At 64.5% G+C, this 21,547-nt stretch carries 17 protein-coding genes; 11 read left to right on the top strand and 6 right to left on the bottom strand.

Annotation, left to right across the window (positions count from 1 at the left end; genetic code table 11):
• Window positions 1-6: 6 nt before the first annotated feature.
• Window positions 7-810, bottom strand: coding sequence for an ABC transporter ATP-binding protein (locus tag I6F33_RS28840; RefSeq protein WP_036023980.1), 804 nt, complete (start codon window positions 808-810; stop codon window positions 7-9).
• Window positions 811-929: 119 nt separating this feature from the next.
• On the opposite strand from I6F33_RS28840, the gene I6F33_RS28835 reads away from it, so the two are divergent.
• The gene (locus I6F33_RS28835) at window positions 930-2,252 is read left to right on the top strand and encodes an ActS/PrrB/RegB family redox-sensitive histidine kinase (RefSeq protein ID WP_225113330.1); all 1,323 of its coding nucleotides are present in this window, start codon (window positions 930-932) and stop codon (window positions 2,250-2,252) included.
• A gap of 102 nt (window positions 2,253-2,354) precedes the next feature.
• Window positions 2,355-2,909: an ActR/PrrA/RegA family redox response regulator transcription factor gene (locus tag I6F33_RS28830; protein ID WP_276573704.1), complete on the top strand. Its 555-nt coding sequence runs from the start codon at window positions 2,355-2,357 to the stop codon at window positions 2,907-2,909.
• 207 nt (window positions 2,910-3,116) lie between these two features.
• On the opposite strand, the gene I6F33_RS28825 is transcribed toward I6F33_RS28830, so the two are convergent.
• Window positions 3,117-3,605 carry an MmcB family DNA repair protein gene (locus tag I6F33_RS28825; RefSeq protein ID WP_036024021.1) on the bottom strand — a complete coding sequence of 163 codons (489 nt, stop codon included), beginning with the start codon at window positions 3,603-3,605 and terminating at the stop codon, window positions 3,117-3,119.
• A 200-nt stretch (window positions 3,606-3,805) separates the two neighbouring features.
• Complete coding sequence (locus I6F33_RS28820) at window positions 3,806-5,407, bottom strand: alpha-amylase family glycosyl hydrolase (protein WP_036024022.1); 1,602 nt, start codon at window positions 5,405-5,407, stop codon at window positions 3,806-3,808.
• A gap of 161 nt (window positions 5,408-5,568) precedes the next feature.
• Here I6F33_RS28820 and I6F33_RS28815 point away from each other — a divergent pair, with 161 nt between their 5' ends.
• The gene (locus I6F33_RS28815) at window positions 5,569-6,261 is read left to right on the top strand and encodes an MBL fold metallo-hydrolase (RefSeq protein ID WP_036023992.1); all 693 of its coding nucleotides are present in this window, start codon (window positions 5,569-5,571) and stop codon (window positions 6,259-6,261) included.
• Window positions 6,262-6,263: 2 nt separating this feature from the next.
• Here the strand turns inward: I6F33_RS28815 and I6F33_RS28810 are convergent, their stop codons facing one another.
• Window positions 6,264-6,623: a helix-turn-helix domain-containing protein gene (locus I6F33_RS28810; RefSeq protein WP_225144837.1), complete on the bottom strand. Its 360-nt coding sequence runs from the start codon at window positions 6,621-6,623 to the stop codon at window positions 6,264-6,266.
• Between the two features lie 195 nt (window positions 6,624-6,818).
• Between I6F33_RS28810 and I6F33_RS28805 the strand changes: the two genes are divergently transcribed.
• Window positions 6,819-7,121: a hypothetical protein gene (locus I6F33_RS28805; RefSeq protein WP_225144836.1), complete on the top strand. Its 303-nt coding sequence runs from the start codon at window positions 6,819-6,821 to the stop codon at window positions 7,119-7,121.
• Window positions 7,122-7,325: 204 nt separating this feature from the next.
• Here the strand turns inward: I6F33_RS28805 and I6F33_RS28800 are convergent, their stop codons facing one another.
• On the bottom strand, window positions 7,326-8,525 hold the full coding sequence (locus I6F33_RS28800; RefSeq protein ID WP_225144835.1) for a PHB depolymerase family esterase: 1,200 nt from the start codon (window positions 8,523-8,525) through the stop codon (window positions 7,326-7,328).
• A gap of 474 nt (window positions 8,526-8,999) precedes the next feature.
• Here I6F33_RS28800 and I6F33_RS28795 point away from each other — a divergent pair, with 474 nt between their 5' ends.
• The gene (locus tag I6F33_RS28795; protein WP_225130145.1) at window positions 9,000-10,235 is read left to right on the top strand and encodes an LLM class flavin-dependent oxidoreductase; all 1,236 of its coding nucleotides are present in this window, start codon (window positions 9,000-9,002) and stop codon (window positions 10,233-10,235) included.
• 241 nt (window positions 10,236-10,476) lie between these two features.
• Entirely contained in the window at window positions 10,477-11,853 is a 1,377-nt protein-coding gene (locus I6F33_RS28790) for a cytochrome P450 (protein ID WP_225143050.1), read from the top strand.
• Window positions 11,854-11,981: 128 nt separating this feature from the next.
• On the opposite strand, the gene I6F33_RS28785 is transcribed toward I6F33_RS28790, so the two are convergent.
• The gene (locus tag I6F33_RS28785) at window positions 11,982-12,821 is read right to left on the bottom strand and encodes an SDR family NAD(P)-dependent oxidoreductase (RefSeq protein ID WP_225113292.1); all 840 of its coding nucleotides are present in this window, start codon (window positions 12,819-12,821) and stop codon (window positions 11,982-11,984) included.
• A gap of 179 nt (window positions 12,822-13,000) precedes the next feature.
• Here I6F33_RS28785 and I6F33_RS28780 point away from each other — a divergent pair, with 179 nt between their 5' ends.
• From I6F33_RS28780 to I6F33_RS28760, 5 genes are all read left to right on the top strand, one after another.
• Entirely contained in the window at window positions 13,001-13,966 is a 966-nt protein-coding gene (locus tag I6F33_RS28780; protein ID WP_057025911.1) for a sensor histidine kinase, read from the top strand.
• A 432-nt stretch (window positions 13,967-14,398) separates the two neighbouring features.
• A complete protein-coding gene (locus I6F33_RS28775) occupies window positions 14,399-16,135 on the top strand; it encodes a bifunctional diguanylate cyclase/phosphodiesterase (protein WP_225144834.1) in 1,737 nt (578 codons plus the stop codon).
• Window positions 16,136-16,395: 260 nt separating this feature from the next.
• A complete protein-coding gene (locus I6F33_RS28770) occupies window positions 16,396-17,838 on the top strand; it encodes a sigma-54-dependent Fis family transcriptional regulator (RefSeq protein WP_036038604.1) in 1,443 nt (480 codons plus the stop codon).
• Window positions 17,839-18,083: 245 nt separating this feature from the next.
• Window positions 18,084-20,117 (top strand): acyl CoA:acetate/3-ketoacid CoA transferase, encoded by a 2,034-nt coding sequence (locus tag I6F33_RS28765; protein ID WP_225144833.1) that lies wholly within the window; start codon window positions 18,084-18,086, stop codon window positions 20,115-20,117.
• Between the two features lie 104 nt (window positions 20,118-20,221).
• Complete coding sequence (locus I6F33_RS28760) at window positions 20,222-21,406, top strand: substrate-binding domain-containing protein (RefSeq protein WP_036002387.1); 1,185 nt, start codon at window positions 20,222-20,224, stop codon at window positions 21,404-21,406.
• The last annotated feature ends 141 nt before the right edge of the window (window positions 21,407-21,547 follow it).

Here is a 21,547-nt window from a genome sequence, read left to right as displayed (position 1 = left end):
TCTCCCTCACCTCACCGCCTCCTTCGCCCCGTTTGCCCGGCCGCGGGCGACGTCGAGAAACACCTCCTCCAGCGTGGTGCGGTTGTAGCGGGCCATGATCGCCTCGGGCGTGTCGTCGTCCTCGATGCGGCCGCGCTTCATGATGATGACGCGGTCGCAGAGCCGCTCGACCTCGAGCATGTTGTGCGAGGCGAGGAGAATGGTGGCGTTGTTGTCCCGGCGATACCGCTCCAGATGCGCCCGCACCCAATCGGCGGTATCGGGGTCGAGCGAGGCGGTCGGCTCGTCCAGCAAGAGCAGCTCCGGCTGGTTGATCAGCGCCTTTGCCAGCGCAACGCGGGTCTTCTGCCCGGCGGAGAGCTTGCCGTTGGCGCGGTCGATGAAATCGCCGAGGTCGAGATCGGCGGCGAGCCTGGCAATGCGCTCAGTGAGGTTCTTCACCGCATAGAGCTTGCCGAACACCGTGAGGTTCTGCCGCACCGTGAGCCGCATCGGCATGTCGACATAGGGGCTTTCGAAATTCATCCGCCCCAGCACGGACGCACTCTCGTCCGGCATCTCGTGACCGAGCACCTGCACGCGGCCGGAGGTCGGCAGCACCAAGCCCATGATCATCGCGATGGTCGTGGTCTTGCCGGCGCCGTTGCCGCCGAGCAGCCCGGTGATGCTGCCGCGCGGCAGCGAGAAGGAGATGTCGTCGACGGCGCGGGTCTGCTTGTAGACCTTGACGAGGTGATCGACGGCAATTGCCGCGGACGAATCTCGATCCGCGACAGTCGGCCGACTTGAAGCCTTGCCATTCTCGGTCATGCTGGCCGTTCTTCTGCTATTGCATCGGCGAGCGCAAGGCTCGATGTAAGGGCTCCTCACCGGGCGGTTCCGTCAGCCCGGCGTCCGTGACCTTGGAAGGCGCCGCCACATTGGCCGATATGACCAAAATTGCCGATTCCGACTTCCATAACGCGCAGCGGCATATCCGGCTGGACACGATCCTGCGGCTGCGCTGGCTGGCGGTGCTGGGGCAACTCGCCGCGATCTTCATCGTGGCCCAGGGGCTGGAGTTCAACGTCGAGATCATTCCCTGCGTCAGCATCATTGCGCTCTCGGCGGCGCTCAACCTCGCACTCCAGACCGCAGCCAATCCGATGCAGCGGCTGGAGCCGATGCAGGCGGCCGGCCTGCTCGCGCTGAACATCGTCGAGCTGGCCGGCCTGTTGTTCTTCACCGGCGGACTGCAGAACCCGTTCTCGTTCCTGTTCCTCGCGCCCGTGCTGATCTCGGCCACGGCGCTGCCGGCCCGTTTCACCTTCGGCCTCGGCCTGCTCGCGGTGGCCTGCGCGTCGATCCTGTTCTTCTTCCATTTTCCGCTGCCGTGGGATTCCGAGGATCCCCTGGTGCTGCCGCCGGTCTATCTCGTCGGGGTCTGGCTTTCGATTGCGCTCGCGATCGGCGTCACCAGCCTCTACTCGTTCCAGGTGACCGAGGAGGCGCGCAAGCTTGCGGACGCGCTGGCCGCAACCGAACTGGTGCTGACGCGCGAGCAGCACCTGACCCAGCTCGACGGTCTTGCCGCCGCGGCCGCACACGAGCTCGGCACGCCGCTCGCGACGATCTTCCTGATCTCGCGCGAGCTGGAAAAGACGGTGAAGGAGCCAAGCATCGCCGCCGACCTGAAGACCTTGCGCGAGCAGACCCAGCGCTGCCGCGACATCCTCAGCAAGATCACCCAGCTTTCCCCCACCGGCGCGCCGTTCGATCACATGAAGCTGTCGGAGCTGATCGAGGAGGTGGTGGCGCCGCATCGCGATTTCGGCGTCGAGATCAAGGTGCGGATCGCGGTGGCCGCGGCGGCGGAGCCGGTCGGCTCGCGCAATCCCGCGATCCTCTACGGCATCGGCAACATCGTCGAGAACGCGGTCGATTTCGCCCGCACCACCGTCGAGGTGAACGCCTGGTGGAACCAGGACCATATCGAGCTCGTGATCTCCGACGACGGACCGGGCATTCCACCCGATATCCTCAACCGGATCGGCGAGCCCTATCTGTCGCGGCGACGCCCCCAGGATGATGGTGGCGGCGAACGGCGCGGCCTCGGCCTCGGCGTCTTCATCGCGCGCACCTTGCTGGAGCGCACCGGCGCGAAGGTCTCGTTTACCAACCGCATCTTTCCGGACCATGGTGCGGTGGTTCAGATCACATGGCCGAGACAGCGTTTTGAGGCTATCGAGACGCTCGAAGAAACAATAGGATAGCCGCGACCTTGCGTCGCACAACGGGGCGGGTCGACCATTTGCCGCCTTGGCACCGCGCGATTGCGACGCCATATGTCGATGCGCTGGAGAGAGGAAACAACCTTGAACGCCATTGCCGACCTGAACGAACAGACCGACCGCTCGCTGCTCATCGTTGAAGACGACAAGCCGTTTCTGGAGCGTTTGTCACGGGCCATGGAGAGCCGCGGCTTTTCGGTGACATCATGCGACACGGTCTCGGACGGGCTTGCGCAGATCGGCAAATCGGCGCCGGCGTTCGCGGTGGTGGATCTGCGGCTCGGCGACGGCAACGGCCTCGACGTGGTCTCGGCGCTCAAGAAGAAGCGGCCGGATGCGCGCGCGATCGTGCTGACCGGCTACGGCAACATCGCCACTGCGGTGACCGCGGTGAAGATGGGCGCGATCGATTATCTCTCCAAGCCCGCGGATGCCGACGACATCGTCGCCGCACTGCTGTCGACCAACACGGACAAATCCGAGCTGCCGGCCAACCCGATGTCGGCCGACCGCGTCCGCTGGGAGCACATCCAACGCATCTACGAGATGTGCAACCGCAACGTCTCGGAAACGGCGCGCCGGCTCAACATGCATCGGCGTACCTTGCAGCGGATCCTGGCGAAGCGCGCGCCGAGGTAAAGGTCTCGTAGGGTGGGCAAAGGCGCGAAGCGCCGTGCCCACGTTCTCTATTTCGATCCTGATTAATTTTAATTGGTGGGCACGCTTCGCTTTGCCCACCCTACGACACTGCGTAGCCCGGATGGAGCGCAGCGTAATCCGGGATTGGCGCGACGGGCTGCAATTGTCCCGGATTGCGCTGCGCTCCATCCGGGCTACGAAGTCAGCCTACTCCCAGAAATCCGCATGGCCCTGCGGATCGACCAGGCGATTGATCCGCAAGGCCGCCGCCATCGCGAACCGCACCGTCATCTGCTTGCGGGTGGCGGCGGCGAGCTTGTGCTCGGGTGCCTCGCAATGCAGGTGCGCGCCGTAGGCGTCGGCGACGATCAGGCCGGTGTCATCGGGGAAGATCTCGCACGGCAGATCCTGCGTGAAGGCGAAGAACAGCCGGTCGCAATGGGCGCGGTATTCGTGCCATTTCTGATCGGCGCGCAAATCCTCGACCGACGACTTGATCTCGACGATCCAGATCTCGCCGCGCTCGTTCAGCGCGACGAGATCGGCGCGCCGGCCCGACGGCAGCGGCAATTCGCTGATGCAGGAGAAGCCGAGCGAGCGCAACAGACGCGCGGTGCCGCGCGCGATCGCCAGCGCCGTCTCCGACTGGCGACGATCCGGCGGCGGCACGAGTGTGATGCGGGCGGTGTTGTCCATGGCGGGAGAATAGCCGATTCCATCCCGCCCGTCATTCCGGGGCGCGCGCAGCGCGAGCCCGGAATCCATAACCACAGGGAGACGTGTGGGGCAAAGCGGGCAACTCCGAGTCGTCGCAAAACTTCTTCCTGTGGTTATGGGTCCTCAGATGCGCAATTGCGCATCATAGCTCGCGACTTCGTCCCGCCCCGGGACGACAGTTAGGTGGGTGACGCCACCACCACGCCCTCGTTGCCGCGCAGGTCCAGCACGCCTTCGATCTCCTCACCTTCGCGATCCAGGAACGTCGACAGCAAGATGCTGCTGCCGAAACGGATCGCGCTGCTGGTCACCGCGACCGGATCGGGGCCGAGATTGAGCGCGACGATCACGGCCTTGCCGCCGGCCGCGCGGCGATAGATCAGCAGATCGCCTTGCGCGGCGATCGGATGATAATCGCCCGTGACCAGCGGGGGGCAGCTCTTCCGCAAGCCGATCAGGCGCTTGTAGAGATTGAGGATCGAACGCGGATCGGCTTCGAGATTGGCGACATTCTCGCGGATGTGATCCTCCGGCAGCGGCAGCCACGGCCTTGCTTGCGAAAAACCTGCGAAGTTCGAGGAATCCCATTGCATCGGCGTGCGGCAGCCGTCGCGGCCGACACCGATGCCGGGGACGTTCTTCTCGAAGGGATCGCGCACGTCCTCCGGCGCGATCGCGAGCTGGTGCATGCCGATCTCGTCACCGTAGTAAAGCGTCGGCGTGCCGCGCAGCGTCAGCAGCAGCATGGCCGCGACGCGGGCCTGCTCGGGCCCGACGCGGCTCGCGACGCGCGGACGATCGTGATTGCCGAGCACCCAGTTCGGCCAGGCGCCGCGCGGCAATGCCTTTTCGTAATCCTCGATGATCTTTTCGATCGAGCGGGCGCTCCAGAACGTCGAGAGCAGCGCGAAGTTGAACGGCATCTGCGCGCCGGTGAGATCGTTGCCGTAATAGGCCACGAGCCGGTGCAGCGGCAGATAGATTTCGCCGATCAAGACGCGCGCGCCATAGGAATCGGTGACGCGCCGCATCTCGGCGATAACGTCATGCACCTCCGGCTGGTCGGTAGAATATTGCGTGAGGATTTTTTCGTTCGGCGGACGGCCCTCGACGTAGTGCGGGTTGGCCGGATTGTCGCGGAATTCGGCGTCCTTGATCAGGTGCCAGATCACGTCGACGCGAAAGCCGTCGACGCCCTTGTCGAGCCAGAACCGCATCACGTCGTAGATCGCTTTGCGGACGTCCGGATTGCGCCAGTTGAGATCCGGCTGCTGGGCGAGGAAGGCGTGGTAGTAATATTGTCCCGTGGTCTCGTCGAAAGCCCACGCACTGCCGCCGAACTCGGACAACCAATTGTTCGGAACGCCGCCGCCTGGCGCAGGATCGCGCCAGATGTACCAGTCGCGCTTGGGATTGTCGCGCGAGGACCGGCTCAGGGCGAACCAGGGATGCTGGTCGGAGGTGTGGTTCGGCACGAGGTCGAGGATCAGCTTCAGGCCGTTGTCGTGGGCGGCCGCGAGCAACGCGTCGAAATCGGCCATCGTGCCGAACAGCGGCTCGATGCCGACATAGTCCGAGATGTCGTAGCCGAAATCGGCCATCGGCGAGGGAAAGATCGGCGACAGCCAGATCGCATCGACGCCGAGCGACTTGACGTAAGGCAGCCTCTTGAGGATGCCGGCGAGATCGCCGACGCCGTCACCGTCCGAGTCCTGAAACGAGCGCGGATAGATCTGATAGAAGATGCCATCGCGCCACCAATTCTCGTTGTCGTGAGCCATGCCGAAGACCACCCAAATCTGACGCCTTGCGCGGGAGAACGCGACAGCAACGCCCCGGTTCAAATTGGCAGGCCAATTGGGACGGCCGTGTGACGGTTGTTCCCTGGCACGGGCCCGAATCTTTTGCTTGGCGGCCCGGCAAAAATCGGCATTGTGAGGCCATGACCGAGCAAAACGACAGCCAAGAATCCCGGCAAGAATCCCGGCAAGCCAAGGCGGGCGCGATCATCGTTCCCGTGACGCTGTTCGAGCAGAACTGCACCATCATCTGGGACGAGCCTTCCAAGAAGGCCGTGGTGATCGATCCCGGCGGCGACGTGCCGAAGATCCTGGATGCGATCAAGCAGACCGGCGTCACGGTGGAGAAGATCTGGCTGACCCACGGCCATATCGACCATGTCGGCGGCGCGGCCGAGCTGCGCGATGCGCTGACGGTGCCGATCGAGGGACCGCATGTCGCGGACAAGTTCCTGCTCGACAACGTCGTGGCGAGCGGCGCGCGCTTCGGCATGACGGGAGGACGCGATTTCACGCCCGACCGCTGGCTCGACGAGGGCGACAGCGTGTCGATCGGCGGCTTGCAGTTCGACATCCTGCATTGTCCGGGTCATTCGCCCGGCAGCGTGGTGTTCTTCAACAAGGATCTGCGGTTTGCCCATGTCGGCGACGTCCTGTTCGCCGGCTCGGTCGGACGCACCGACCTGCCCGGCGGCAGTCACGCCACGCTGATCAGTTCGATCAAGACGAAATTGCTGCCGCTCGGCGACGATGTCGGCTTCATCTGCGGCCACGGCGCCGGCTCGAGCATCGGCCAGGAACGGATGACCAATCCGTTCATCACCGGCGAGATGTAGGCTTATTCAGCGGCGTCCGCGAGTGCCGTCGCCTCACCGAGATTGCGCTCGCCCCACTCGCGGATTGCGGCAACGACGGGGACGAAGCTCTTGCCCTTGCGCGTCAGGCGGTACTCGACCTTCGGCGGCACCTCGCCGAAATCCTTGCGGTCGATCAGGCCGCTCATCGTCAACGCCTTCAATTCGCGGCTGAGCACGCGCGGGGTGATCTCGGCGCTGCCTGACGCGCCGCGCAGCAAGCCGCTTCTGATCTCGCCGTAGCGGCGCGGGCCGTCCCAGACGATGCGCAGCTTGTATTTGCCGCTGATCATCTTCTGAAACGCCGCGACCGGACAGGTGCGCGCGGGAGACATCTTCGCCATGTCGTTTCCTCCACGTGGAAGATTCTTGTTTTGACGCGTTTTCTTTACGCGAACCGGTATCCACTTCGCTCGAAAACGCTATGCGATGAGGATAGGAGCAACGGCGAAAAAGTCCATACTATCAATTTTGTCCATACTTGCGGGATCGTATCAAGCGCGCAGATGATGACGCACAAGACGAACAGGGAGCGTCACATGAAGCACTTCATGATCAGATACGCGTTCAAGAACGGCACGACGGAGGAGTGGCACCGCGAGATCGGCCGCTTCATCGCGGCGATCGACGCCGATGCGGAGCTGAAGGGGAGGATCGGTTATCGTTGCCTGAAGCATCGCGACGACGGCAGCTATCTCCACTTCGCCAGCGTCGCCGACGATGCTGCGCAGAAAACGCTGCAATCGCGCGACTTCTTCAAGCACTACCAGGAGGTGACGCGGAAGGTCGCGGGCGGCGAGATCAGCGTGACGCCGGTCGAGGTGATCGATCAGACGGGGTAGCTTTTCGCGGAGCTGAATTGAAGCCGCCGCTACAAACTCCGCTGTCATCCCGGACAAGCGCAAGCGCAGATCTGGGATCCATAACCACAGGGAGATGTGGTTACGGGGACTCGGAGTCACCTCTTCGTGCCCAACTTTGTCCTGTGGCTATGGGTCCCGGATCGGCACGCGCTTCAGGCGCGCTTGTCCGGGACGACAGCGAGGCTACTTCATCAATCCCGCGGCCGTGAGCGCGCGCGTGATGATCTGGCCGAGGTCGAAGCCGCGCACCTTCTCGCCCTGCGGCTCGGCCGGCTCCGCGGCGACCGCGGTGCGGATCGAGCGGGCGAGATGCGGTGCGGGCGAGAGCGCCGGCTTCGCGGCAGGCTTCGTCGCGGGCTTCGTGGCGGATTTGGCTTCCGCCTTCGTCGTCGCGGCGTCCGCAATCCAGCCGGTGAGGCCGAAGAACTTTGCGATGTGGTAGGACGAGGAGATGCCGGCCTCGATCAGGAAGGCGCCTTCGATGCCGTAGCGCTGATCGTTGTCGGCGAGCCCCAGCGGCGTGCCGTGCGCCATGTCGGTGATGGCATAAGACTCGACCAGCGTCTCGCCGTCCTTGTCCCACCAGGCCTGGCGCGGATAGCCGTCGACATTGGTCTCCGCCATCGGCAGTTCGGGCAAGCCATGCAGGTCGAGCCATTGCTTGACGATCTCGTTGGCATTGCCGGGATTGACGGTGCGGTCGGCGCTGCCGTGCCACACCGAGACCCTCGGCCAAGGGCCGCGATGGTCGGAGGCGCTGCGCACGAGATCGCCGAGCTCGCGCGAAGGGCGCGCCGGGGAATGAAACATGCCGTCGAGCGCCTCGCGCAAGTTCGAGGCGATGCCGTAAGGCAGCCCGGCAATGATCGCGCCGGCCGCGAAGACTTCCGGATAGGTCGCGAGCATCACCGAGGTCATGCCGCCCCCGGCCGACAGGCCGGTGATGAAGACGCGCCTCGGATCGATGCGATGCGTCTTCACCATGTGCGCGATCATCGCGCGGATCGAACGCGGCTCGCCGCTGTCCCGCGCGGTGTCCTCCGGATTGAACCAGTTGAAGCAGGTGTTGGCATTGTTGATGCGCTGCTGCTCGGGCATCAACAGCGCAAAGCCGTAATGTTGCGCGAGCGTCGACCAGCCCGCGCCGAGATCGTAAGCGGCCGCCGTTTGCCCGCAGCCATGCAGCACGACGACGAGCGCGCGCGGCCGCTGCAATTGCGCCGGCACGAACGCGAACATGCGCAAGGCGCCGGGATTATCGCCGAAGCCAGAGACCTCCTGCAGCGGGCTCGATCCATCTGCACCGCGGCCGGGCTCGGCGAAGCGCAGTCCGTCCAGCCGGGGCAGACGTCTCAACAGATCGATGTTTCTGGCTAACGACACGGCAAGTTCCTGGTGGGCGACGTTCAACGTCCAGCCCAACCAGATAGTTGCTGCGGCGCAAAATAAAAAGACCGTGCGCTGTCAATCTCGGGAAATTGGCTGAAAATCTGCAAGAATCCGCACGTATTAACCGCAACGTCGCAATCTCGTGCCGATGCGCGGCGTATCCGCGCCGGAAATGCGGCGCCCATCATGACGAATGTCACAAATGACAAGAGCGAGGCGAGGAATTCTGCGCGCGCTGATTGTGAGGCTTCGACGCGGAGGTGCGAACGCGAATGAACGAACCGGCCCAATCGCGCTGCGTGTCGTTATCGTGATGAAGCGCGCAGGAGGCGAGGACTACGCAACGTCTCGCTTGCCACCGCGCATGCCTGCATTCCACCGCGCGGAACATCGCGTGATTGCGTTCGTGCCGTCAGGCACGTAGCCTGACACGACCAACAAACAGAAAATTCAGCCGGAGAGACCGCCATGGCGCGCCTGAAGTTCGGAGCCTTTCTTGCCCCGCATCACCCGATCGGGGAGCATCCGATGCTGCAGTTCCGGCGCGATCTCGACCTGGTCGAGCAGCTGGATGCGCTCGGCTATGACGAGTTCTGGTGCGGCGAGCATCATTCCTCGGGCTGGGAGATGATCGCCTCGCCCGAGATGTTCCTGGCCGCCGCCGGCGAGCGCACCAAGCGGATCAAGCTCGGCACCGGCGTGGTGTCGCTGCCCTATCACCATCCCTTCAACGTCGCCCAGCGCATGGTGCAGCTCGACCACATGACCGGCGGCCGCGCCATCTTCGGCTCCGGACCGGGCGCGCTCGCCTCCGACGCGCACACGCTCGGCATCGATCCGATGACGCAGCGCGACCGCCAGGACGAGGCGATCGGCATCATCCGCCGCCTTTTCAACGGCGAGCGCGTCACCGCCAAAAGCGACTGGTTCACGATGAACGACGCCGCGCTGCAGATCCTGCCCCTGCAGGAGGAGATGCCGTTCGTGGTAGCTTCGCAGATCTCGCCCTCCGGCATGACGCTGGCCGGCAAATACGGCATCGGCATCATCTCGCTGGGCTCGATGACGACCCAGGGCCTGATGTCGCTGCAGCAGCAATGGCAGTTCGCCGAGGATGCCGCCAAGAAGCACGGAACCACGGTGCGTCGCGCCGACTGGCGCGTGCTCCTGACCTGGCACATCGCCGAGACGCGCGAACAAGCCCGCCGCGAGGCCGGCGCCGGGCTGATGCGCTGGCACAACGAATATAATGTCGGAACGCTGCAGCGGCCGGGCCTCACCGCGTTCTCCTCGCCCGACGAGGCCGTCGACAAGACCGCCTTCGTCGAGGGGGCCGCGTCCACCATCGGCACGCCCGACGATCTCGTCAAGACCATCAAGAACGTGATGCAGGTCTCCGGTGGCGTCGGCGCCGTCATCGGCTTCGTGCACGACTGGGCCAATCCGGAAAACACCCGCCGGAGCTGGGACATGGTGGCGCGCTACGTTGTGCCGGAGATCAACGGCTATATCGACGGACTGCGCAGGTCGCAAAAGTTCGTGATCGAGAACCGCGCGATCTTCGAGCGCGCGGGTCAGGCCGTGATGGCCAAGATCATGGAGAATGAGAAGGCCGCTGAGGCGCTGAAAGTGACCGGCCCCGGCCGCGTCGCCATTCCCGCCGTTAACGCGCCGGATCTGCAGAAGGAAGCGGCGAAGCGGTAGGCACTCCACTCGTCGTCCCGGGGCGCGCGCAGCGCGAGCCTGGGACCCATAACCACAGGATGCGGATTTACGAAGACTCGGAGCTACCAGCCTCGCACCAAAACTCCTCCCTGTGGTTATGGGTCCCCGCCTCCGCGGGGACGACGGCGGTGGGAGTGACGATTTTGTGCGCAAGACGACCGCAGCTCATCGCGGCCGGATCGTGCTATGTTTGCGGGGCCAGCCAACCGGAGCAATCGTCATGTCGATGCAGAATGTGGCCGCCCCTGCGCTTCCGTTCACTCCGCCCAGGCGCAACGAGCTGACGCACATTCCCGGTGACGAAGGCTGGCCGATCATCGGCAAGACCTTTCAGGTGCTCGCCGATCCCAAGGGCCATATCGAGGCGAACGGCGCCAAATACGGTCTGGTCTACCGCACGCATTTTTTCGGCGAGACCAATGTCGTGCTGCTGGGGCCCGAGGCCAACGAGCTCGTGCTTTTCGACCAGCAGAAACTGTTCTCCTCGACCCATGGCTGGGACAAGGTGCTGGGGCTGTTGTTTCCGCGTGGATTGATGCTGCTGGACTTCGAGGAGCATCGCCTGCATCGCAAGGCGCTCTCGGTCGCGTTCAAGTCGGGACCGATGAAGTCCTATCTCGGCGATCTCGACCGCGGCATTTCCGCGCGCGTCGCGCAGTGGAAGGCGAAGCCGGGCGAGATGCAGCTTTATCCGGCGATGAAACAGCTTACGCTGGATCTCGCCGCGGCCTCCTTCCTCGGCGCCGATATCGGGCCCGAGGTCGATGAGATCAACCGCGCCTTCGTCGACATGGTGGCCGCCGCCGTCACCCCGATCCGCCGCCCCCTGCCCGGCACCCAGATGGCGCGAGGGGTCAAGGGGCGCAAGCGCATCATCGCCTATTTCCGCGAGCAGATTCCGCTGCGGCGCGGCAATCACGGTGGCGACGATCTGTTCTCGCAGCTCTGCCGCGCCACCCATGAGAACGGCGCGCTGCTGTCCGACCAGGACATCATCGACCATATGAGCTTCCTGATGATGGCCGCGCACGACACGCTGACCTCGTCGCTGACCTCCTTCATCGGCGAGCTCGCCGCCAATCCGGACTGGCAGGACCGGCTGCGCGCGGAGGTGCTCGCGCTCGGCCTCGCCTCCGGCGCGCCGACCAGCTTCGACGATCTCGAGAAGATGCCGCTGACCGAGATGGCGTTCAAGGAAGCGCTGCGGCTCAAGCCGCCGGTGCCGTCGATGCCGCGCCGCGCGATGCGCGATTTCAGCTTCAAGGGTTTTGCGATTCCCGCCGGCACGGCGATCGGCATCAACCCGCTCTATACCCACCACATGAAGGAGATCTGGCCGGAGCCGGACCGCTTCGACCCCATGCGCTTCACCGAGGACGCACAGCGTGGCCGTCACCGTTTCGCCTTCGTGCCGTTCGGCGGCGGCGCGCATATGTGCCTCGGCCTGCACTTCGCCTACATGCAGGCGAAATGTTTCGCGCGGCATTTCCTGGAGAATATCGAGGTGTCGCTCGCGCCAGGCTACAAGCCCGACTGGCAGATGTGGCCGATCCCGAAGCCGCGGGACGGGCTGCGGGTGAAGGTGAAGGCGGTTTAGGCGCCGATCTCGTAGGGTGGGCAAAGCGAAGCGTGCCCACCACGTTTCTCCGGGTGCAAACATCGATGGTGGGCACGGCGCGCGAAGGGCGCGGCTTTGCCCACCCTACGGCACCATCGCCGGAGCTGCTACGCCCCCTGATCGAACGCCTTGCGCAAGGCCACATAGCCCTGCTGCTGTTGACTCCAGTTGCGGCCGCCGGTCATGGCGCCGTCGACGACGAGGTCGTGGCCGTTGATGAAGCTGGATTCGTCGCTGGCCAGGAACACTGCGGCCTGGGCGATATCTTCAGGAAGACCCGCGCGGGGGATCGGCTGCGCGGTCTTGTAGACTTCGCGCATCACCGCCGGCGTCTTCTCGGCGGCATCGGTCGAGAGCCCCAGCGCCTTGCCGAAGATGCCGGTCGCGATCGCGCCGGGCGAGATCGAGTTGACGCGAACGTTGGATTCGCCGAGCTCCATCGCCACGCATTTGGTGAGATGGATCACCGCCGCCTTGGCCGCGCCATAGACCATCGACGACGAGAAGCCGGCGAGGCGGCCGGCAATGCTGCCATTGTTGATGATGCTGCCGCCGCCCTGATTCTTCATGTAGGGTGCGGCGTGCTTCATGCCGAGCATGACGCTGCGCACCAGCGTCGCCATCGCCGCATCGAACCGCTCGACCTCGAGGCCTTCGATGCCGCCGGTCTGTGCCGGCCCGCCGGCATTGTTGAACAGGCAATCGATCCTGCCGAACTTGTCGACCGCGAGCGCGATCAGCACCTGCATCTGCGCTTCGACGGTGACGTCGGTCTGACGGAAGACGCAGCTTTCCCCGAGCTGCTTCGCCAGCGCCTCGCCTTCCGGTACGCGCCGGCCTGCGATCACAATTTTGGCACCTTCGGCAACGAAGACTTCCGCAGTGCGCAATCCGATGCCGCTCGTCGCCCCCGTGATCACCGCAACCTTGCCGTCCAGCCTGCCCATGGAATGTTCCTGTTTTCGAGTGATTTGATGCCAAATGGCGAATGCCGGCCGCCGCCGTCGCCGCAGCGGTCACTATTCCTGCCCGCTTCCGACAAGGCAAGCTATGCTTGTATGGGCGGCATGCGTAACATCCTCACGGGCCGCTCGATCGTCGAACGCCTATCGCAACCAGGCAGTGCATGAGGAAGCTGATCGAGGAGTTCCGCAAGGGCTGGCAGGGTGCGGCGCCGCCCTCGCTCGCTCTGAGCATCGGCTTTGCGGTGGTCTGCCTGTTGGCTGCAACCCTGGTCCGCTGGGGCCTCGCTCAGGTTCGTCCCGACATCTATTTCACGCCGTACTTCCCGGCCGTCTTCTTTGCTGCGGCCCTGGGCGGATTCCGGATCGGCATCGTGACGGCGCTCGTCGGCGGCGTGCTCGGCGTCGCGCTGAATTTCGGCGATGCGTTTGCCGATCGCGCGCGGTTTGTCCTGCTGGCGCTTTACTGGACCGTGTGCGCGATCACCATCTGGGGTGTCGAGCACTATCGCACCATGTTGGCCGAGCAGCGCCGAATTTCCAGACGCCTGATCGAGGAAGAAGATTATCGCAAGCTGCTGGTCGAGGAGCTCCAGCATCGGCTGAAGAACAAGCTGTCGACGGTGCATGCCGTGGTGCACCAGGTGTTGCACGACCAGCCGCAGGTCTGGGCCCGGGTCGATCCGCGGCTGCGCTCGCTGGCCGCAACCGATGATTTGATCTCGCGGATCGACAAAGCCGGCTGCGACATCCGCGACCTTCTGATCTCCGAGCTCGGGCCTTACGGCCATGTCCGCTTCACGCTCAACGGCGAGCGGCTGTTCCTGCCGCCCAAGCTCGCGGTCACGCTGTCATTGATGTTTCACGAGCTTGCCACCAATGCAGGCAAGTACGGCGCATTCTCCTCACCGCGCGGTCTGTTGCAGGTGTCATGGACCATCACCGACGACCGCCTGACGATCACCTGGGACGAAACCGAAGGACCGAGCGTGGACAAGGTTTCGGAGCCCGGCTTCGGCACCAAGCTCTTGAAGTCGGCACTGTCGGCTTTCGACGGCAAAACTGAGATCTCGTATCTGAAAACCGGGCTGCATTGCATCATGCAGTGCCGAATTCCACGAAGCGAGTAGACGTCGCAACATGTAAGGTGTGCTCCTTGCTGCCCGCGCGGCGGCGCAATCGCGTGTGGCACTTGCGCGACCTGAGCAAGCGCCTCGTCCTTCGAGACGACCGCTTCGCGGTCTCCTCAGGATGAGGCTAAGCGGCATCGGTGCTCGGGTGATATCGCGCAGCGCACTCCGGCCCTCATCCTGAGGGCCCGCCCACGGCGGGCGTCTCGAAGGATGGCCGCAGGCGAAATCGCTCCCACGCGGATACTTCGCTGTTTCGCCGAGCGCGTTGACGCTCCGTTAATGACGATCGCCAGCGCGCGTCGGATCGTCGCAAGTTTTCTCCAAAACACCCCCGTATTTCTCCTGACCCCTTAACCAAACTTAAGAGGGAACCGCGGAAGATCGCGCCCATTGCAAAGGCGCGCTGAAACAACAAGATTCATGACTTCTATGAACGACAATCAATATTCCGGCGCGACTGAAGCCGAGCTCGGTTTTCTCAAGGAAATCGTTAGAATGCTGCCGGCCGGCCTCACCGTGCAGGACGCGCATGGCGAGTTGCTGCTGGTCAACGATGCCGCCGCCGCGCAGCTCGGCCTGGACGGCAGCCGTCCTTCACCCGATCTGACGCCGCGGCGCGAGGCCTGCCGCCAGGCCCTGAGCGACGGGCAGCCCGTCGTGACCGAGGAAGCGCTTCACGTCGGCGCCGCGCGAAAGGTGCTGCTCACGACCCATCGCCCCGTTCGTCTCGACGGACGCGAGCTCCTGATCTCCGCATCCTCCGACATCACCGAGCAGAAGAATTTCGAGGACCAGCTGTTCCGCTCGGCCTATTTCGACGAGCTGACCGGGCTGCCCTCGCGCCGCGTGATCGAGCACCGCGCCAATGCCCTGCTGGCGCACGACCACAGCGGCGAACGTTTTGCGCTGGCCTTTCTCGACGTCGACAATTTCAAGCACATCAACGACTATTACGGCCACGCCGTGGGCGACGCGCTGCTGGTCGAGCTGTCGAAGCGGCTCGGACGGGACTTGCGCGATTCCGACATGCTCTCGCGCATCTCGGGGGACGAATTCCTGCTGCTGCTGTCACCGATCCAGAGCCAGGAGGAAGTCGCCGAATTCATGCAATCGACGCTGGAGCGGCTGACCGCGCCGTTCTTCATCGACCATTCGGAAGTGTTCGCCTCGACCTCGGTCGGCATCAGCCTCTATCCCGACCATGGACGCAGCTTCGAAACGCTGCGGCAGAACGCGGACATCGCGATGTACCGCATCAAGAACAATGGCAAGGGACTGGCCGCCTTCTTCGATGCCAGCATGGAGCGCGAGGCGCAGGCGCGGATGAAGGTCGAGCAGTCGCTGCGGCTCGCCATCCTGGAAAAGCGCTTCTGCTGCGCCTTCCAGTCCAAGGTCGACATCCGCACCCAGGCCGTGAAGGGCATCGAGGCCCTGGTGCGCCTGCGCGACGACGAAGGCGTGATCCAGGCGCCCGGCTCGTTCATCAATCTTGCCGGCGAGCTCGGCCTGATCGACGAGCTGACCCATCTCGTGCTCGCCGAGATCGTCAAGTCGATCGACCTGATCAACGACACGTTCGGCCCGGAAGCGACCATCAGCATCAACGTTGCCGCCAAGCAGGCCGGCAATCCCGAATTCATGCGCAGCTTTGCGCAGGCGCTGGAGGAGACCGGCTTTCCGCAGCGCTTCATGATCGAGGTGACGGAAGATGCTTTCGTCGCCAAGAATCATTTTCAGGACGAGATCCTGCCGATGTTCCGCAAGCTCGGCGTCGGCGTCTCGATCGACGATTTCGGCACCGGCTATTCCTCGCTCTCGGCGCTGGCCGACATCACCGCCGACGAGATCAAGATCGACCGCTCCTTCATCACCGACATTCATAATCGTCCGCGCAGCCAGGGTATCCTGCGCGCGATCGAATCCTTGAGCGAGGCGCTCGGCATGACGGTGATCGCCGAAGGCCTCGAAACCTACGAGGAGCTGGCCTATCTGCAGGCGGCGACCAAGATCCGCTACGCGCAGGGGTATTATTTCTCCCGGCCGATCTTCCTGGAGGAGCTGAAGCTCGCAACGCCCTCCTCGAGCGAGGCGCGGGTCAGCGTGGCAAGCCGCCCGGCGCAACAGCACCGCCAAGGCTATTCGCGGGCGAGCGGGTACCGGCGGTAGGGGCGGCGCGACACATACCGCTGTCGTCCCGGGGCGCGAAGCGAACCCGGGACCCATACCCAAAAGGAAAGACTCGGAGTGGGAGCGTCGCGCAGCACTGCGCCCTGTGATTATGGGTCCCGGGCTCGCGCTTTGCGCGCCCCGGGACGACAGCGATTGCTGAGCTGGGTTCAGCGCCCATTCCTCCTTTGGCGCCATTTCCCCCTTTGAAATCGCTGCACTTTTGCTAATACACGGGGCGGACCTCCCCGAGGTATCTCATGCCTGCCGCCGCCTCCTCGATCAGCGATCCCGCCTATCTCCGTGCGCGCGCGATGGAAACGCTGTTCGAGCGGCTGGAGAAGCTCTGCGAGGGCGCGATTGCGATCGATCGCGGCGGGCGCGTCGTCTACGTCAACGAGAAATATCTTGCCGCGCTCGGTCTCGACCATGCCAGCGAGGCGATCGGCCGGTCGATCGAGGAGGTCATCCCGAACAGCCTGATGCGGAAGGTGGCCGAGACCGGCGAGCCGATCCTGCTCGACATCATGGAGCTCGGCGGCGAGCAACTCGTCGTCACCCGCATGCCGATCGAGGACGAGAACGGGACGGTGATCGGCGCGATCGGCTTCGTGCTCTATGATCATCTCGAAAGCCTGAAGCCCCTGCTCGCCCGCGTCGCCCAGCTCGAGAGCGATCTGCGGCTGGCGCGGCGGCAATTGTCCAACGCCCGCGCGGCGCGCTTCACCTTCGCCGATTTCGTCGGCACGACGCCTGCCATTGCTCACGCCAAGGAGCTCGCCAGCCGAGCCGCGCGGCAGAGCGTCACCGTCCTGCTCACCGGCGAGACCGGGACGGGCAAGGAGATGTTGGCACAGGCGATCCACAACGCCTCCTCGCGCGCCGACAAGCCGTTCGTCAGCGTCAACGTCGCCGCCATCCCCGAGACCCTGATCGAATCGGAGTTCTTCGGCACTGCGCCGGGCGCCTATACCGGCGCCGACCGACGGGGACGCGAGGGCAAGTTCCGCATTGCCGACGGCGGCACGCTGTTCCTCGACGAGATCGGCGAGATGCCGCTGCAATTGCAGGCCAAGCTGCTGCGCGTGCTGCAGGAGCGCGAGATCGAGCCGCTCGGCTCGGACAAGATCACCAGGGTCGACGTCCGCGTCATCGCCGCGACCAATGTGGACCTGCGCAAGCGTGTCAGCGACGGCGCATTTCGCGCCGATCTCTACTACCGCCTCAACGTGCTTTCGGTCGACCTGCCGCCGCTGCGCCACTGCCTCGACGATCTCCCCGACATCTGCGCCCGGCTGCTCGACGACATCAGCGCGTCGGGCGACTACGTCAAGGCGAAGATCACGCCGAGCGCGCTCGCTGCGCTCGCCCGTTACGATTGGCCGGGCAATGTCCGCGAGCTCCGCAACATCCTCGAGCGCGCGCTGATCCTCAGCGATTCCGGGCGGCTGACCGGCGAGGATGTCGCCCGCATTCTCCCCATCGGCACCGAGGTCAGGCTTGCACCGGCCGAGCGCCCGGCCGGATTGGTGGTACCCTATGCCGAAGCCGAGGCCGAGTTCGAGAAGCAGACGCTCGAACAGGCGCTCGCCGCCAGCAACGGCCAGATCACCGAGGCCGCCCGGATGCTGCGGATCTCGCGCGCGACCTTCTACAAGAAGCTCGCCAAGTTCGGCCTCGCCTCGGGATCGGCGCCCGTCTGAGTTTCGAGACACCGGACTGTCCGGAGTCTCGGATTCCGGACACCGCACCCGGCTGCTCTTCCGGGACAGATTGCAGGCAATTGCCGCAGATTTCAGCGGTTTTGCGCGACGTTGCGGGATCTGGCGCGGACCTTGCTCTCCGCTTTGCCGTCTTTCCTTCGCGAGGAGCAACCTGTTCCGGGGCAGCGCTTCGCGATAAGATCAAGCACAACAAGGCCTACGGTCCAGGGAGCGGGAGGAACGCCGTGAGCCATCATCCAGCTCTGCCTTACTTGCGCAATTCCGAGAAGGGCAAGGTCGTCTCGGCGAATGAAGCCGTCATGCTGATCCGCGACGGCGACACGGTGGCGACCGGCGGCTTCGTCGGCATCGGCTTTGCCGAGGAGATCGCCATCGCACTGGAGGAGCTCTATCTGTCCCATGAGGGCGATGCGCCCTATACGCAAGGCAAGCCGCGCAATCTGACGCTGGTCTATGCGGCCGGTCAGGGCGACGGCAAGCAGCGCGGCCTCAATCATTTCGGACATGAAGGCCTGGTGCGGCGCGTGATCGGCGGGCATTGGGGCCTTGCGCCGAAACTGCAGCAGCTCGCGATCGCGAACCAGATCGAGGCCTATAACCTGCCGCAGGGGGTCATCACCCATCTGTTCCGCGACATCGCCGCGCACCGGCCCGGCCACATCACCCGCGTCGGCATGGGCACCTTCGTCGATCCCCGGCACGGCGGCGGCAAGCTGAACGCACGCACCAGTGAGGACCTGGTGGAGCTGATCACGCTGCGCGGCGAGGAGTGCCTGCTCTACAAGACCTTCCCGATCGATGTCGGGATCATCCGCGCCACCACCGGCGATCCCGACGGCAATCTCACCATGGAGAAGGAGGCCCTGACGCTGGAGGCGCTTGCCATCGCCATGGCGGCGCATAATTCCGGCGGCATCGTCATCGCCCAGGTCGAGCGCGTCGCCGAGGCCGGCAGCCTCAATCCGCGTCAAGTGAGGATTCCCGGCATCCTCGTCGACTGTGTCGTGGTGTCAAGGCCCGAGAACCACTGGCAGACTTTCGGCACGCAATACAATCCGGCCTTCTCGAGCGAGATCCGGGTCCGCGCCGCCTCGCTGCCGGTGATGCCGATCAGCGAGCGCAAGATCATCGCCCGGCGCGCGGCGCTGGAGCTGAAGGCCAACAGCGTCGTCAATCTCGGCATCGGCATGCCCGAGGGGATCGCCTCGGTCGCCAATGAAGAGCGGATCATCGACCTCATCACGCTGACGGCGGAGCCGGGCGTGATCGGCGGCATCCCGGCGAGCGGCATCGATTTCGGCGCGGCGATCAACACGCAGGCGGTGATCGACCAGCCGTACCAGTTCGACTTCTACGACGGCGGCGGTTTGGACGCCGCCTTCCTTGGGCTTGCCCAGGTCGACCGCGCCGGCAACCTCAATGTCAGCAAGTTCGGGCCGAAGCTCGCAGGTGCTGGCGGCTTCATCAACATCAGCCAGAACGCCAAGGAAGTGATCTTCGTCGGCACGTTCGGTGCGGGCAAGCAACGCATCGCGGTGAAGGACGGCAAGCTCGTCATCCTGGACGAGGCCACGTCGCGCAAATTCGTCGAGAATGTCGAGCACGTCACCTTCAGCGGCCCGTTTGCCGCCGCGCGCAAGCAACGCACCCTTTACGTCACCGAGCGCTGCGTGTTCGAGCTCCGGGAGGACGGGCTCGAGCTCGTGGAGGTCGCGCCCGGCATCGACATCGAGCGCGACATCCTGCGCCTGATGGACTTCAAGCCGCTGATCCCGCGCGACCCCGCCCTGATGGACGCGCGCATCTTCGGCGACGGCCTGATGGATCTGCGCGAGCGCCTGCTCACCATCCCGCTCGACCAGCGCTTCACGCTGGACGAGCAGCAGGACCTGTTCTTCGTCAATCTCGAGCGCTATCCGCTGCGCAGCAAGGCGGAGATCGACACCATCGCCGCCATCGTCGAGGCCCGCCTGGCGCCGCTCGGACGCCGCGTCTACGCCATCGTCAATTATGACAATTTTTCTATCCTGCCGGAACTGATGGACGATTATTCGGCCATGGTGCGCAGCCTCGTCGACCGCTTCTATTCCGGCGTGTCGCGCTACACCACGTCGGGTTTCCTGCGCATCAAGCTAGGCGAAGCCCTGGAGAAGCGCGGCGTCGCGCCGCACATCTTCGAGAGCGCGGAGGAAGCGCAGTCGGACTGGCGCCAGGTCGAGGCCGGCGCGGCGCGCAATGCGAGCCAGGCTCAAAAATGATGCATGCTCTCGCGCCGGCGCACGCCGCCGGAAGGATCAATTGCAATGTTCGTGACGTTGTGCAAATCGCTGTTGGCAGAAACTTTACATCAGGAGGGACCATCGTGCGTCGATCACTCATCATAACAACAACCATCCTCGCGCTCGGCGCGGGCACCTCCGCGCTCGCCGACGATCTCAAGATCGCGCTGATCTACGGCAAGACCGGTCCGCTCGAGGCCTACGCCAAGCAGACCGAGACCGGCCTGAAGATGGGATTCGAATACGCCACCAAGGGCAGCATGACGCTCGACGGCCGCAAGATCGTCATCATCACCAAGGACGACCAGGGCAAGCCGGACCTCGCCAAGGCCGCGCTCTCGGAGGCCTATCAGGATGACAAGGTCGATATTGCGATCGGCACGACCTCGTCGGCCGCGGCGCTCGCCATTCTTCCCGTCGCCGAGGAGAACAAGAAGATCCTGATCGTCGAGCCCGCGGTCGCGGACCAGATTACCGGCGAGAAATGGAATCGCTACATCTTCCGCACGGCGCGCAACTCCTCGCAGGACGCGATCTCCAACGCGGTCGCGATCGGCAAGCAGGGCGTCACCGTGGCGACGCTGGCGCAGGACTACGCCTTCGGTCGCGACGGCGTCGCCGCGTTCAAGGAGGCGCTCGCCAAGACCGGCGCGACGCTCGCGGCCGAAGAATATGCCCCGACTTCGACCACCGACTTCACCGCGGTCGGCCAGCGCCTGTTCGACGCGCTGAAGGACAAGCCGGGCCGCAAGGTGATCTGGGTGATTTGGGCCGGCGCCGGCAATCCGCTGGCCAAGCTCCAGGACATGGACCCGAAGCGCTACGGCATCGAGCTCTCCACCGGCGGCAACATCCTGCCGGCGCTCGCCGCCTATAAGGGTCTGCCCGGCATGGAAGGCGCGACCTACTACTTCTATGAGATCCCGAAGAACCCGGTGAACGACTGGCTCGTCGCCGAGCATCAGAAGCGCTTCAACGCGCCGCCGGACTTCTTCACCGCGGGCGGCTTTGCGGCTGCGATGTCCGTCGTCGCCGCCGTCACCAAGGCGAAGTCGACCGACACCGAGAAGCTGATCAGCGCGATGGAGGGCCTGGAGTTCGACACGCCCAAGGGCAAGATGGTGTTCCGGAAAGAGGACCATCAGGCGCTGCAGAGCATGTATCACTTCAAGGTCAAGGTCGATCCGAACGTCGCCTGGGCCGTGCTCGAGCCGGTGCGCGAGCTGAAGATCGAGGACATGAACGTTCCGATCAAGAACAAGCGGTAAGCTTTCTTGCTTCACCTCTCCCGCTCTCGTCCGCCGAAGCCTTAGCGAAGGCGGATGCGGAGAGGCCGGGAGAGGACTCCTTCCTCTTGGGGGTTCTCGCCTGCGGAGACAGCCCTCTCCCCGACCCTCCCCCGCAAGCGG

It is taken from the genome of Bradyrhizobium sp. BRP20 (assembly GCF_020194215.1).
Lineage (GTDB): Bacteria > Pseudomonadota > Alphaproteobacteria > Rhizobiales > Xanthobacteraceae > Bradyrhizobium > Bradyrhizobium yuanmingense.
The sequence above is the reverse complement of the archived record's forward strand: the minus strand, read 5'-3'. Positions and strand labels throughout refer to the sequence as shown.